This window comes from Formosa undariae (assembly GCF_042427615.1).
Lineage (GTDB): Bacteria > Bacteroidota > Bacteroidia > Flavobacteriales > Flavobacteriaceae > Formosa > Formosa undariae.
In genome coordinates this window covers 177,535-192,275 of record NZ_JBHMEZ010000011.1, presented here as the reverse complement: position 1 = coordinate 192,275, position 14,741 = coordinate 177,535, and the positions used below count along the sequence as shown (strand labels likewise).

Annotated in this window: 9 protein-coding genes, 1 tRNA gene and 1 pseudogene; 4 read left to right on the top strand and 7 right to left on the bottom strand. The window is 35.4% G+C overall.

Annotated features, from left to right (window positions below; all coding sequences use genetic code 11):
* Positions 1–3 precede the first annotated feature (3 nt).
* Positions 4–3,288 carry a TAT-variant-translocated molybdopterin oxidoreductase gene (locus ACFFVB_RS09430; RefSeq protein ID WP_382382472.1) on the bottom strand — a complete coding sequence of 1,095 codons (3,285 nt, stop codon included), beginning with the start codon at positions 3,286–3,288 and terminating at the stop codon, positions 4–6.
* A gap of 30 nt (positions 3,289–3,318) precedes the next feature.
* On the bottom strand, positions 3,319–4,611 hold the full coding sequence (locus tag ACFFVB_RS09425; RefSeq protein WP_382382471.1) for a c-type cytochrome: 1,293 nt from the start codon (positions 4,609–4,611) through the stop codon (positions 3,319–3,321).
* A 210-nt stretch (positions 4,612–4,821) separates the two neighbouring features.
* On the opposite strand from ACFFVB_RS09425, the gene ACFFVB_RS09420 reads away from it, so the two are divergent.
* Complete coding sequence (locus ACFFVB_RS09420; protein ID WP_382382470.1) at positions 4,822–5,217, top strand: SPOR domain-containing protein; 396 nt, start codon at positions 4,822–4,824, stop codon at positions 5,215–5,217.
* A gap of 190 nt (positions 5,218–5,407) precedes the next feature.
* Here ACFFVB_RS09420 and infB read toward each other — a convergent pair whose 3' ends face one another.
* Genes infB through rimP form a run of 3 tightly spaced genes read right to left on the bottom strand, consistent with a single transcriptional unit; the run spans position 5,408 to position 10,114 of the window.
* Positions 5,408–8,377 carry a translation initiation factor IF-2 gene (gene infB, locus ACFFVB_RS09415; protein WP_382382469.1) on the bottom strand — a complete coding sequence of 990 codons (2,970 nt, stop codon included), beginning with the start codon at positions 8,375–8,377 and terminating at the stop codon, positions 5,408–5,410.
* 30 nt (positions 8,378–8,407) lie between these two features.
* Positions 8,408–9,640 carry a transcription termination factor NusA gene (gene nusA, locus ACFFVB_RS09410; protein WP_382382468.1) on the bottom strand — a complete coding sequence of 411 codons (1,233 nt, stop codon included), beginning with the start codon at positions 9,638–9,640 and terminating at the stop codon, positions 8,408–8,410.
* Positions 9,641–9,652: 12 nt separating this feature from the next.
* Positions 9,653–10,114, bottom strand: a complete 462-nt coding sequence (gene rimP / locus ACFFVB_RS09405; RefSeq protein WP_382382467.1) for a ribosome assembly cofactor RimP — start codon at positions 10,112–10,114, stop codon at positions 9,653–9,655.
* A 155-nt stretch (positions 10,115–10,269) separates the two neighbouring features.
* Between rimP and ACFFVB_RS09400 the strand changes: the two genes are divergently transcribed.
* On the top strand, positions 10,270–11,097 hold the full coding sequence (locus tag ACFFVB_RS09400) for a universal stress protein (RefSeq protein ID WP_382382466.1): 828 nt from the start codon (positions 10,270–10,272) through the stop codon (positions 11,095–11,097).
* A 295-nt stretch (positions 11,098–11,392) separates the two neighbouring features.
* On the opposite strand, the gene ACFFVB_RS09395 is transcribed toward ACFFVB_RS09400, so the two are convergent.
* Positions 11,393–11,848, bottom strand: coding sequence for a hypothetical protein (locus tag ACFFVB_RS09395; RefSeq protein WP_382382465.1), 456 nt, complete (start codon positions 11,846–11,848; stop codon positions 11,393–11,395).
* Between the two features lie 1,282 nt (positions 11,849–13,130).
* Here ACFFVB_RS09395 and ACFFVB_RS09390 point away from each other — a divergent pair.
* Both ACFFVB_RS09390 and ACFFVB_RS09385 read left to right on the top strand, forming a co-directional pair.
* Entirely contained in the window at positions 13,131–13,472 is a 342-nt protein-coding gene (locus ACFFVB_RS09390) for an ISAon1 family transposase N-terminal region protein (protein ID WP_382382464.1), read from the top strand.
* A gap of 55 nt (positions 13,473–13,527) precedes the next feature.
* Positions 13,528–14,451, top strand: a pseudogene (locus ACFFVB_RS09385) (ISAon1 family transposase); the annotation flags it as partial.
* Between the two features lie 126 nt (positions 14,452–14,577).
* On the opposite strand, the gene ACFFVB_RS09380 reads toward ACFFVB_RS09385, so the two are convergent.
* Positions 14,578–14,650: transfer RNA gene (locus ACFFVB_RS09380), tRNA-Gln, on the bottom strand.
* Between the last annotated feature and the right edge of the window lie 91 nt (positions 14,651–14,741).

Genomic DNA, 14,741 nt, shown 5'->3' with positions numbered 1-14,741 from the left:
TAATTATGCTTCTGTTGTATTTCTCACTTTTGTCTGGTAAATCACATTAGGTTTTGTCCCAATATGCTCTAACAAGTGATACATACGATTATCTTCTTTAAGGTGTGCTACCTTACTTTCTTTGTCGTTAACATCCCCAAATATCATTGCACCACTGCTACATGCAGCAGAACAAGCTGTTTGGAATTCTCCATCCTTAATTACACGTCCATCACGTTTAGCGTCAAGAATTGTTTTCTGTGTCATTTGAATACACATAGAACATTTTTCCATAACACCACGAGAACGTACTACAACGTCAGGGTTTAATACCATACGTCCTAAATCATCATTCATATGATAATCAAACTCATCATTACCACTGTATAAGAACCAGTTAAAACGACGTACTTTATAAGGACAGTTGTTAGCACAGTAACGTGTACCCACACAACGGTTATATGCCATATGATTCTGACCTTGACGACCATGTGATGTTGCCGCTACAGGACAAACAGTTTCACAAGGGGCGTGATTACAGTGCTGACACATTACAGGTTGGAAAGCCACTTGCGGATTGTCTGAAGGATGTTCTAACTCTCCAAATCCTCCTAAAGATCCTTTCTCACCAAATAAACCAGAGAACCCTTCTTTTTTCTCGTTATCACCTTCAAACGATTCGTCTGAAGAATAATATCTATCTATACGTAACCAGTGCATATCACGGCTACGACGAATTTCACTCTTACCTACAACAGGCACGTTATTTTCTGCATGACATGCAATAACACATGCTCCACATCCAGTACACGAATTTAAGTCGATAGATAGGTTAAAGTGATGTCCAATAGAACGATCAAATTCACCCCATAAATCAACATCAGGAGAAGTAACCGGAGTTTCAACGTGGTTTAGAGAAACCATTGGCATAGGATTCCACTCTTGCTTATCTTTAGTATTAAAGATTTCTAAAGTCGTTTCCTTAATAATATCTCCACGTCCCATTAATGTATTTTGTAACTGTACACAAGCGAACTCATGTTCTCCACCTACAACACTTACACTAACATTTTGAATGGTATTAAAATTTTGATATAAACGGAAAGCATTTACACCAGTTTGCATTTCTTCTTTTAATCCAGCAGATCGACCATAACCAAATGATAAACCTACAGAACCTTTAGCTTGACCAGGTTGAATAAGTACAGGTACTTTTTCTAAAGTAGAGCCATTTACAGTAACACTAGCATAACTACCGTTTAGACCGCCATTGGCAACATTATGATTTGTAAAACCTAATGCATCTGCATCTGCTTTAGAAACCGTTAAGTAATTGTCCCAAGATGTTCTTGTAATCGGATCTGGAAATTCTTGTAACCATGGGTTGTTGGCTTGTTGACCGTCTCCCATTCCAACTTTAGAATATAAAACCAATTCTAAACCTTCAGATTTTGCAGAGCCAACTAATGCTGAAGCTGCTGCTGATCCAGAAATTTCATTGATAACAAAACCTTCACCTCCTAAAATAGGATTACTATTTGGTGAATTCCTCGTAGTCGTAGATGTTGTATACTCATCTTGATCTTCATCTACTAAACCAATTCCAACTGCTGCGTCATGAATAACACCACCAGCCCAAGTTCTTTCTTTCTTATCTTTTAAAACAGTCGTAGTTTCCTGAATTGCTTCATTAGAACCACCATTTACTAATGCTCCAAGACCACCTGCTATAAACGAACCATCATGAATAGCCTGATTAAAAGACGCTCCACCTAAGACACTAGCATTCCACGTTTCTTTAATATAATCATGGAAAGACAATGAATTATCTGTCCAAGTTAATAAAGCATCTTGAAATTGTTTTGTATCGAATAAAGGACGAATAGTAGGTTGTGTTAACGCATAGTGTCCACGTTTTAATTCTACATCACCCCATGATTCTAGATAATGAGGAGCTGCAGCAATATATTCTGTTTGAGAAGCCGTTTCATCCGATTTCATCGAGAAGGTAACAGCTAATTCAGTTTTCTTTAATCCTTCGGCAAAATCTGCTGCGTTTGGTAAGCTATATAATGGATTCACTCCACTCATAATAATACCACCAACACGACCAGCTTTCATGTCTGCCACTAATTGCGCAACATCCTTGTCGTTACCTTGTCTCGTTAAGATAGGAACTCTTGGGTTAAACGCTCTACTATTTAAAGCTGCATTAATTTCCAAAACTAAAGCTTGCGCGTTTACATCTTGAAGACCAGTAATAACAACTCCTGCTCTACCTGATTTTTTAAGTAGAGAGGCTGCATTTTTTACTGCGGCATCAATATGTTCAGGAAGTGTTCCTGAAACCGAAGTTCCAACAACATAGCTATATAACTTAGCTAAAGCTATTTTTTGTTGACTTGGAGTTGAAGGCACACGTTTATCTGCATTTGCACCAGCTAAAGACATATTAGCCTCAAACTGTACATGCTTAGACATTTTACCTTCCTGAGGAATACGTCCTACAGAATAACCAGCGTCAAAACCTCCACCTTGCCAATCACCAATAAAATCTGCTCCAAAAGAAACAATAGTTTCTGCATGAGCAAAATTATATCCAGCTAAAGCACGACGGCCATATTTTGCTTGGTAAGCGTCTAAAGCTGCAGATTCCGAAATGGCATCATACACTACGTGACGAACTTTACCGTATTTTTCTTTAAAAGTATTGATTAATCTTTCGGTAGATGGACTAGAAAATGTTTGAGTTAACAAAACGATTTCCTTTCCTGCACTACTAAGATTAGATAATTTAGAAGCTACTTCAGCATTAAAATCACTCCAAGACACAGGATTTCCTGCTTTTGTTGGACCTTGAACTCTTAAACTATCATACAAACCTAATACCGAAGCATTAACTCTTGCGTTAGCACTTCCATTAGTTTTAGCTAATGAATTATTCTCAATTTTAATAGGACGTCCTTCACGTGTTTTTACTAAAACACTAGCAAAATCAAAACCATCTGCTATAGTTGTTGCATAATAATTAGCAACACCAGGAATAATTTGTTCTGGCTGAACTACATAGGGAATCGATTTAATAACTGGCCCTTCACAAGCTGCAAGCGATGCGGCCGCTGTACTAAAACCAACATATTTTAAGAAATCTCTTCGTGTAGTAGAAGATGATTCAAGCGTTGCTTTATCACCTAAAAACTCGTCCGTAGGAATTTCTTCAACAAATTCGTTTTGTTTTAGCGCCTCAACAATAGAGCTGTTTTCGTTTAGCTCTTCAACACTTTTCCAGTATTTCTTGTTTGATGACATATTGTATAATTGAATTACTTCTTAAATAAATTAATAATGACACTTACCACATTCTAAAGCACCCATTTGCGCAGCTGTAAGCTCCTCAACACCGTACTTTTTAGATAATTCTTCGTGGATTTTTGTATAGTAATCGTTGTCTTTAACTTTTACATTTGTTTCTCTGTGACAGTTAATACACCATCCCATTGTTAATGGAGCATGTTGATACATAACTTCCATTTCTTGAACAGGACCATGACACGTCTGACAATCTACACCTGCAACAGTAACGTGTTGTGAGTGATTAAAGTAAACGAAATCCGGTAAATTATGAATTCTCACCCATTTAACTGGTTGCGTCTCTCCTGTATATTTTTGCTCGGTATCATCCCAACCAACAGCTTTGTATAATTTCTGAATCTCACCATCGTAAAACTCTTTACTGTATTCTGGTGTTGCTGTACTTTCTGCAACTTCATAAATTGATTTATGACAGTTCATACATACATTTAAAGATGGGATTCCAGATGTTTTACTTACTCTAGCTGAAGAGTGACAGTATTTACAATCGATACCATTATCACCAGCGTGAATTTTGTGAGAGTAATGAATAGGCTGCACTGGTTCGTAACCTTGATCTACTCCTACTTGCATCAGATAGCCATAAACATAATAACCTCCCATTAAAAGCAAAACAACAACTGTAACTAAAACCAAAAATTGATTTTGAACAAATGCTTTCCAAATTGGTAAGCGAGAAGATTTTTTAACCTCCACTCCTTTAGCTTCTGCAAAACGGTTTAAAGTTTGTCTTACTAAGACTAAAGCCATTGCTAACAAACCAAATAAAAGCACTAATGCTCCTAATATAATCTTATTAGAAATACCATCACCTTCACCACTTGCTTTCGACATCCCCACTTCGCCAGCTGCTGCCGGAGCCGGAGCTGCTTTCTTTTCTGCAGTATATGCTAAAATATTATCTAAGTCGTCGTCAGATAACTGAGGGAATGCTGTCATTGGAACACCATTATACTCATTAAATATTTTATTGGCATAATCGTCTCCAGACTTAATAAGTCCAGAACTGTTGCGTATCCAAGAATGTATCCATTCTTTATCAACTCCTGCTTCCTCACTTAAACGTGTTTCAATATCACGCAACGCAGGTCCTGTCATTTTTTTATCTAACTGGTGACAAGCAGCACAATTAGAGTTAAACAATGCTTTTCCTTTTGCCGGGTCGCCTTGAGCCGAAAGAGAGGTTGTAAACGCAAGTAAAAAAACTATAGCTAAACGGAAGATGTTTTTGCTTAATTTACGGTGAATCACCTGTTTCATATTATTTGTTGAATTAACTTCTTAACTTTTGAATGACTTAGTAATCTAAAGCAGATAAAAATCAGTTATAAAATTTGGAACAAAAATAACATTTAAAGTGGATTGTAAAAACGTTATAGATCCGTTAAATGTAATTTAGAAAAATTCTAAATAAAAAATAATTATATCTTTATACGAATAACATTTACATTTGCAGCAAATAACTTGAAAATGAAATTATTGAATATAAAGCTTATTACACTAACCGGGTTATCCGTGTTTGCATTATCTACGAAAACCTTTTCACAAGAAAGTAGTATAGTCATTAATCAAGATGAAAAAATAACAAAGCTACTGGATATTAAAAAGGAAATGAATAAAGACGAAAACGCTACAGATCGCTATAAAATCCAGATATACTCTGGAAACCGCGCCGATGCAGAAGGCACTTTAAGCGCCTATAAAAATGCGTTTGACCAATGGGAAAGCACTTTAGTTTACGAGACACCTAACTACAAGATATGGATTGGAAGTTACCGTACCCGATTAGAGGCAGATCGCGCATTAAAAGAGATAAAACAAAAGTATCCAAACGGATTTATCTTTAAACCGAAGGCAAAAAATTAGCATTAATATTGAGAGTCATTCTAACCAAATAATGGTCGAAAATGGGCCGTATTCAAAACAATGACATATGTCATTGTTTTAAACATATTAATCTTGGGTAGGCACCAATTGAAAGACTCACATTACACATTTTAAAAGGCATAAAAAAAGGCGACCAAATGGTCGCCTTTTTTATTACTATATATAAAACTTATTTAAGTTTCTTTTTAATTTCTACTTCATGGAACGATTCAATTACATCGCCTTCCTTAATGTCATTGTAGTTCTTAATTTGCATACCACAATCATATCCTTTAGCAACTTCCTTAGCATCGTCTTTAAAACGTTTTAAAGAGGTTAATTCACCTGTATAAACTACAACACCGTCTCTAATTAAACGAATACCGTTTGTTCTAACAATTTTACCGCTAGTTACCATACAACCTGCAATACTACCAATTTTAGATACTTTAAAGATTTCTCTAATTTCTGCAGTACCTGTAATCTCTTCTTTAAGCTCTGGAGATAACATACCTTCCATTGCATCTTTAAGATCGTTAATGGCATCGTAGATAATTGAGTAAGTACGGATGTCTATTTCTTCCTTATCTGCCATTGTTCTAGCATTACCCATTGGTCTTACATTAAATCCGATAATAATCGCATCTGATGCAGAAGCTAATAACACATCACTTTCTGTAATGGCACCAACACCTTTATGAATAATATTGACTTGAATCTCTTCAGTAGATAATTTCTGGAATGAATCTGTTAATGCTTCAACAGAACCATCAACATCCCCTTTAAGAATAATATTTAATTCTTGGAAGTCACCTAAAGCAATACGACGACCAATTTCATCTAGAGTAATATGACGTTGTGTACGTACAGATTGCTCACGTTGTAATTGAGTACGCTTGGTTGCAATACGTTTTGCTTCACGTTCGTCTTCAAATACATTGAATTTATCACCGGCTTGTGGCGCACCATCTAAACCTAGAATCGATACAGGTGTACTTGGTCCAGCTTGTTTCACTTCGTTACCACGTTCATCATGCATGGCTTTTATCTTACCACTGTTTTTACCAGCTAATACGTAATCACCAATTTTTAATGTTCCAGCTTGAACTAAAATCGTAGATATATAACCACGACCTTTGTCTAAGAAAGCTTCAACAACTGTTCCTGAAGCAAATTTATTTGGATTTGCTTTAAGCTCTAATAATTCAGCTTCAAGTAATACCTTTTCTAATAATTCTTTTACTCCTGTTCCTACTTTTGCAGAGATATCATGAGATTGTATTTTACCACCCCAATCTTCTACTAATAAGTTCATTTGTGCCAGACGTTCTTTAATACGTTCTGGATTCGCTGCAGGTCTATCAATTTTATTAATCGCAAAGATAATTGGCACATTTGCTGCTTGAGCATGCGCAATAGCCTCTTTTGTTTGCGGCATAATATCATCATCGGCAGCAACTACAATAATAGCTAAATCGGTAACTTGAGCACCACGAGCACGCATCGCTGTAAAGGCCTCGTGACCTGGTGTATCTAAGAATGCGATTTTTTGTCCGCCTTCTAATTGAACCCCATAAGCACCAATATGCTGTGTAATTCCTCCTGATTCTCCTGCGATTACATTTTCCTTACGGATATAATCTAATAATGAAGTTTTACCGTGATCTACGTGACCCATTACCGTAACAATCGGCGCACGTTCTATTAAATCTTCTGGTTTATCTTCAACTATTTCTATATTATCTTCAAGATCTGAAGTTACAAACTCTACTTGGTAACCAAATTCGTCTGCAACAATAGAAAGTGTTTCTGCATCTAAACGCTGGTTCATCGTAACCATCATACCTAACGACATACAAGCCGAGATAATTTGTGTTACTTGAACATCCATCATAGTTGCAACTTCACTAGCCGTAACAAATTCTGTTACTTTTAAGATTTTGCTTTCTACTTCTTGCTGATCTAGATCTTTCTGACTTTGTTCTCTATGGTGATCCCTTTTATCTCTACGATATTTAGCACCTTTACCTTTACTAGATTTACCTTGAAGTTTTTCTAAGGTTTCTCTAACTTGCTTTTGAACATCTGCTTCACTAGGCTCCTCTTTTACAATCGGACGTCTAGCTTGACCTGGTCCACCTGGTCTTTTACCTTTATAAGTACTTGGTCTAACTTGTCTTCCTGGTCCTCCAGCAGTTCCTCCTGGTTTAGCAGGAGTAGACTTGTTATCTCCAGGTTTACTAATACGACGACGTTTTCTCTTATTTGCAGCTGCATTATCGCCAGGTTTAACAACTGGTTTCTTTTTAGGCTTATTAAACTGAGATAAATCTATCTTCTCTCCTGCGATTTTCGGTCCCGAAAGTTTAGTATACTTCGTTTCTATACGCTCATCTACCGGTTTTTCTTCTTCAGCTTTTGGCTCTTCTTTTTTAACGGGCACAGATGGTTTTGGAGTTTCTATTTTCTTAACCTCTTGAACAGGTTTTGGAGTAGTTGGAGGTGGAGTAGATTTTGCAGGTTTTGAAGGAGGAGTAACTGGTTTTGGCTTATGTTCCACTTTTGGTGTGTCTTGAACTTTAGCTTCCTCTTGTTTAACAACAGGTTTTTCTTCCTTCTTCTCCGGAATAGCTTCAGCTTTAACAACAGGTTTTTCTTCTACCTTAACGTCCTTAACTTCCGCTTTAACAGCTTCTACTTTAGGAGCAACAACTTCAGGTTTAACGTCTTCAGCTTTTGGCTGAACAGGTTCTTCCTTTTTCTCTACAGGTTTAGAAACTTGTTTAGGTTTTGGATCTAAGTCGATCTTTCCTACTTGCTTCGGACCTGAGAGCGTTGATTTGGCTTTTACTACTTCCTGCTCTTTCCTTGCTTCTTCCTTCTTAGCTTCTTCTTTTTGTTTAGCTTCAAGTTCACGCTCACGCTGTTCACGCAAGGCTTCTTTTTCTTTCAGCTTTGCTTCACTTACTTCTTGAGAGGCCACCTTTTTATTAGCATCCGTTTGAAATTCGCCAGAAAGTACGTTATATACTTCCTGAGTAATTTTTGTGGTAGGACGCTTATCGATTTCCATACCTTTAGATTCCAAAAAATCTACTGCACGGTCGATAGAGATGTTTAACTCACGTAAAACTTTATTTAATCTTATTGTTTCAGCCATAAATTGCCTTTAATATACTCCAAATATAAGTTATTCTTCAAACTCTTCTCTAAGAATTCTAATAACTTCGTTAATTGTTTCTTCTTCTAAATCGGTTCTTTTCACTAAATCTACTACATCTTGCTCAAGAACACTTTTTGCTGTATCAAGCCCAGCTTTGCTTAACTCATCAATAATCCACTTATCAATTTCATCAGAGAATTCTGTTAATTCAACATCTTCTTCTGCACCTTCTCTAAACACATCAATCTCATAACCAGTTAATTGTCCAGCTAATCTAATATTGTGTCCACCACGTCCAATGGCTTTACTAACTTCTTCAGGCTTTAAAATAACTTCTGCACGTTTGTTTTCTTCATCAATTTTAATCGATGTCACTTTCGCTGGACTTAACGCTCTAGTGATGTACAATTGAAGGTTATTTGTATAATTGATAACGTCTATATTTTCGTTACCTAATTCACGAACAATCCCGTGAATTCTAGATCCTTTCATACCTACACAGGCACCAACTGGATCTATACGATCATCGTAAGAATCTACAGCTACTTTAGCTTTTTCCCCAGGAATTCTTACTACTTTTTTAACAGAGATTAATCCATCAAAAACTTCTGGTATTTCTTGTTCGAATAACTTTTCTAAGAATAAAGGTGATGTACGAGACATGATAATGCCTGGCTTACTTCCTTTTAATTCTACGTTTTCAATTATTCCTCTTACATTATCTCCTTTTCGGAAAAAATCCGATGGAATTTGTTTTTCTTTTGGTAAGATGATTTCGTTTCCTTCATCATCTAATAAAATAATTGCTTTGTGACGAATGTGATGCACTTCGGCAGTATAAATATCTCCAATTAAATCTTTAAATTGCTTGTAGATATTAGTATTGTCGTGTTCGTGAATTTTAGAAATTAAATTCTGACGTAATGCTAAAATAGCACGACGACCTAAATCTATTAACTTCACTTCTTCAGAAACATCTTCACCAACTTCAAAATCAGGCTCAATTTTACGAGCAGCTGTTAAAGAAATCTCTTGATTAGGCTCTTCCACTTCACCATCGGCAACTACAATACGGTTTCTCCATATTTCTAAATCACCTTTATCTGGGTTTATAATAATATCAAAATTATCATCGTCTCCAAACTTTTTCTTCAAGGCATTTCTAAAAACATCCTCTAAAATCGCCATTAACGTTACACGATCTATTAATTTATCGTCCTTAAATTCTGAAAAAGAATCAATTAACGCAAGATTTTCCATAACTCTTTTGAATTAAAATTTAATCATAACTTTCGCTTCTACTATATCGCTATAAGAAATATTTGCTTTTTTCTGAACCGTAACTTTACCTTTCCCTACGGGTTTAGGCTCTCGAGCTTTCCATTCCAAAACTATTTCGTCTTCATTAGCATCTACCAAAACAGCTTCGATTGTATCTGTTTGGGTTTTAACCTCTAGTGTTCTCCCTATATTTTTAGCATACTGCCTACTCTGTAATAGAGGAGACGCTGCTCCTGCCGACATAACTTCTAGCGAAAAATCATGTTCTTCCCTATCTATATCATTCTCAATTGCACGGCTTATAAACATACAATCCTCAACACTCACACCTTCATCTCCATCGATAATAACCTTTACAGCATTCTCTCCAGAAACAGTTAAACTAATCAAAAACAAATCATTTCGTTCTTGTAAGGCGCTTTCTAATAAATTCTCAACAGTTGTTCTAAACATTTTTTAGTATAAAAAGAGGGGACTCTGTCCCCTCGCATATTCTTTTTTCTTACAACGGGGCAAATATACAACTTTTTTTTTGACAATTACAAGCTTTCAAATACCAATTTTTATCCGTATTTTTATATAGTTATTTAACTACAAAAATTACAATCATGAAACGCATATTAGTCCCAACAGATTTTTCGAAAGAAGCTGAGTTTGCAACAAAAACAGCTGCAAAAATTGCTGCAAAATTTGGTTCCGAAATTTTCTTCGTCCATATGATAGATCTTCCTAATACGGAATTAGACAAAACACACCCATCTAACAGTGAAGTTCCTGAAGCTTTATTTTTTATAAAACTTGCAGCTAAACGCTTTAACGAGCTATTATCTCAAGATTTTTTAGATAACATTACCGTCCACCACTCTATTAAAACAGACTCTACTTTTGCAGGTATAAACGAAACTGCCGAAGAATTAGATATCGATTTAATAATTATGGGATCACATGGTGCTGCCGGATTTAAAGAAATATTTATTGGATCTAACACAGAAAAAGTCGTTCGTACCTCTAAAGTACCAGTTCTGGTTATCAAAGAAAATGAGCAAGAATTTAAAGCAGACCACCTTGTTTTTGCATCAGACTTTCAATTTAACAGCGTCCACACTTACAAGCAAGCCGTTGATTTTGCTGAAAAATTCAATTCAAAAATCCACTTATTACTTGTAAACACACCTAATAACTTTTGTTCAACCTCTGAAGCAAAAAAACGAATTGCTAATATTATTAAGACTTCAGACTACACCAACTACACTGTAAATATTTATAATGACGACACGATTGAAAAAGGAATTCTAAATTTCTCGGAAGATATTAAAGCAGATGTTATAGGCATAAGCACTACCGGAAGACAAGGTATTGCACACTTCTTTAACGGAAGCGTTAGTCAAGACATCGTTAACCACGCCATTAGACCTGTTATTACTTTTAAAATATAAAACACACATACTCTTTCTTAAAGCGTCTACTTCACTTAGTGAATTAGACGCTTTTTTTATGATTACAACTAAGCAAAATAACGCTTTAAAATACCGCTAAAACAGATTGAATAATTAGAATTGTTGTAAAAAACTGACATTAAACACAAGTTTTAATAGAAACTGTTTACTCTAATTTCCACCCCATTAAACAATCCTATTACCGATTCACAAAACACAATCTATAATCATTTGAAAATTTGCACATAAAAAAACCACCTAAAAAGGTGGTTTTAAAATTTGGTCGATTTTAAATTTACTTCTCACCTATTAAAGGCAACGCTTCTTGCAACACCTCATCTATAGATGTTTGCACATAACGCTCAAACTGCACAAATTGAGATGCTGTTTTTGCACCTAACTCTTTTTTAATTTTTTTATAATACTTTTTTTGAAGCTTTTCGTTTTTTGCTCTTACAGAAAATGTTTCCTTAACCAAAACATCTGCTTGCTCGTCGGTCATCGTTTCATGCTGATCAACATATCTCTCTAAAAGTGACATGCGACTACTCGCAATAGCTTTACGCTCCAAAGTATACTCATCATAAATACCATTAAAAGTCATAGCCTTCGTCGCATCTAATTCCAAGTACTCACCAATAACTGTTTTCTTTTCAGAATTATACAAATCCTTAAAAGCTTCCATTTCTGCATCTTGTGCAGTCATATTAAAAGCGCATAGCACCGTTAACACAAGTAAAAATTTTTTCATTTTAAATTATTTAGATTAATTAATAGTCTTACGAATATATTATTTTATTCCTAAAATAGCTCAATCTCAAATCACTCTATCAGTCAAAGCAAGAGAAATTATTTCGTGATTTGTAGATTGTTATGGCGAATTCTCGACTTGACTCGAAGACCGTTTAATAACGACTTATTTCCCAGCGTGTCCGAGCGGAGTCGAGAACAGAATTTAAGAAGAATATCCTGACCTCTTTTTAATTTGAAGATGAACAACATCCCTTTAATTTCCAAGTCCCCGTTTATCACATACACTTCTCGACTCCGCTCGAAGACCGTTTAATAACGACTTATTTCCCAGGGCGTTCGAGCAGAGTCGAGAACAGAATTTAAGAAGAATATCCTTATCTCATTTTAATTTGATAATGAACGACATCCTTTAATTACTAAGTTCTAGTTTATCACGTATACTTCTCGACTCCGCTCGAAGACCGTTTAAATTTCTATTCTCAATCTTTCAACCGCTCTTCTAGATCATATCTAAACGGTAAAAACAAACTTATTTCCCAGCGTGTCCGAGCGGAATCGAGAACAGAATTTAAGAAGAATATCCTGACCTCATTTTAATTTGAAGATGAACAACATCCCTTTAATTTCCAAGCCCCCGTTTATCACATACACTTCTCGACTCCGCTCGAAGACCGTTTAATAACGACTTATTTCCCAGGGCGTTCGAGCAGAGTCGAGAACAGAATTTAAGAAAAATATCCTGACCTCATTTTAACTTGAAGATGAACAACATCCCTTTAATTTCCAGGCCCCCGTTTATCACATACACTTCTCGACTCCGCTCGAAGACCGTTTAATAACGACTTATTTCCCAGGGCGTTCGAGCGGAGTCGAGAACAGAATTTAAGAAGAATATACTGACCTCATTTTAATTTGATAATAAACAACATCCCTTTAATTACTAAGTTCTAGTTTACCACGTACACTTCTCGACTCTGCTCGAAGACCGTTTAAATTTCTATTCTCAATCTTTGAACCACTCTTCTAGATCATATCTAAACAGTAAAAACACTATATTTTTCTAGGGTGTCCGAGCAGAGTCGAGAACAGAAAAATGAATTTGCATTTTAAAAATAGAACAACACTTAAATGCGATAGCATATAAACATTAAAGAGCAACAAGACAAAAACCCATCTTAACACACTAAAAACAAGCACTATATAGTATTTAAAAGGAAAGAAAATGGGTCAAACGGAAAACTTGGGGAGAATGTTATCTTTGAATAAAAAGTGTTTAGATTTTGAATATAGAATTAGCCCGTTATTTATTACCAGAAGGCCTGTTAGAATATTTTGATATTGTTTCTGATAAGAGCACATCACAAAAAACGCATTTCTACTTGGAAGAGAAAAATATACTTCCTCAAGAATATCAGTCAGAAATAGCACAATCAAAAGGTTTTTTGTCAGAGATCACTATTGAAGATTTTCCACTTCGAGGAAAACCTGTACTTCTACATATAAAAAGAAGACGTTGGACACTCGTTGATACTGGCAAAATCATAAAAAGAGATTGGAATTTGGTTGCTAAGGGCACTCGGATTACTAACGAGTTTGCCTCTTTTTTAAAAAAACTCTCTTGATAATCACCCTGTAAGCGCTAAACGCTTTGGTGATTATTATAAGTTAAAAGGAAAAACACTTCAGTTTCACTATAAAAATCATCTTAGTGACTTTAAGGATTGGACTCAAAAGGATCACGCTAGTAATTGGTTACTCTACGGTAAAAATCTAAGTAAATATTTAAGCCTAGATGAGACCTCACTTTCTAATGGAGAACTTTATACCATTGTAACCAATAAAGACGCTCATGGTAAAAAAGGAAGTATTGTAGCTATTATAAAAGGCACCAAAGCACAGGATGTCATCGATGTGATTAACCAGATCCCTATAGAAAGACGAAAAATGGTTAGAGAGGTAACTGTAGATATGGCAGGAAACATGAACCTAATCGCAAAAAAATGTTTTCCAAAAACAGACATCGTTACTGATAGGTTTCATGTTCAAAAACTAGCTTCTGAAGCTGTTCAAGAGGAGCGGATAAGACTAAGATGGGAAATCATAGAAGCTGAAAACAAAGCCATTGAAGAAGATCGAAATAAAGGAAAAGTATATCAACCTGAACTTCTATCTAATGGAGATACGCTCAGACAATTATTAGCTAGAAGTAGATATCTATTATTCAAATCAAAGGCTAAGTGGACGGTAAATCAAATAGAAAGAGCTGAGATTCTATTTAAACTGTATCCAACAATTGAAAAAGCATACAATCTTGCTCAGGATCTAAGCTTTATTTTCCAAACTAATACTAGCAAAAGTATAGCAAGATTAAAATTAGCGCATTGGTATGATAAAGTAGAAAAATCAGAATTTAAATCTTTTAACACGATTGCCAAATCAATACAAACCCACTATGACTCTATATTAAATTACTTTAATAATAGAAGTACAAATGCTTCGGCGGAATCTTTTAATGCTAAAATAAAGGAATTTAGAGCGCAGTTTAGAGGAGTCAGAGATGTCAAGTTCTTTCTCTATAGATTAACTAAATTATATGCATAATTTATACGGCCCCCCAGAAATACGTCTTGATCCAAGAAAATCACAAATAACACTGGCGAATACCTATAGTTAAGAAAACCTATAAAATAACAAAACCCCAACCTTTTTCAAGATTGGGGTTTGTTGTTGGCCCACTAGGGCTCGAACCTAGACTCTTTGGTACCAAAAACCAACGTGTTGCCAGTTACACCATGGGCCATCATTAATTTGAGAGTGCAAATATAGAACATTTCACAATACACGCAAACTTTTTTTTATTTTTTTTTCATCTAAGTACTAACCTTTACTTA

What these genes read in the sequence shown, in the direction of transcription:
- ACFFVB_RS09425 (WP_382382471.1), bottom strand. Translation starts at nt 4,611, where the DNA reads ATGAAACAGGTGATTCACCGTAAATTAAGCAAAAACATCTTCCGTTTA.
- ACFFVB_RS09395 (WP_382382465.1), bottom strand. Translation starts at nt 11,848, where the DNA reads ATGAAAAAATTTTTACTTGTGTTAACGGTGCTATGCGCTTTTAATATG.
- infB (WP_382382469.1), bottom strand. Translation starts at nt 8,377, where the DNA reads ATGGCTGAAACAATAAGATTAAATAAAGTTTTACGTGAGTTAAACATC.
- ACFFVB_RS09430 (WP_382382472.1), bottom strand. Translation starts at nt 3,288, where the DNA reads ATGTCATCAAACAAGAAATACTGGAAAAGTGTTGAAGAGCTAAACGAA.
- rimP (WP_382382467.1), bottom strand. Translation starts at nt 10,114, where the DNA reads ATGTTTAGAACAACTGTTGAGAATTTATTAGAAAGCGCCTTACAAGAA.
- ACFFVB_RS09420 (WP_382382470.1), top strand. Translation starts at nt 4,822, where the DNA reads ATGAAATTATTGAATATAAAGCTTATTACACTAACCGGGTTATCCGTG.
- nusA (WP_382382468.1), bottom strand. Translation starts at nt 9,640, where the DNA reads ATGGAAAATCTTGCGTTAATTGATTCTTTTTCAGAATTTAAGGACGAT.
- ACFFVB_RS09400 (WP_382382466.1), top strand. Translation starts at nt 10,270, where the DNA reads ATGAAACGCATATTAGTCCCAACAGATTTTTCGAAAGAAGCTGAGTTT.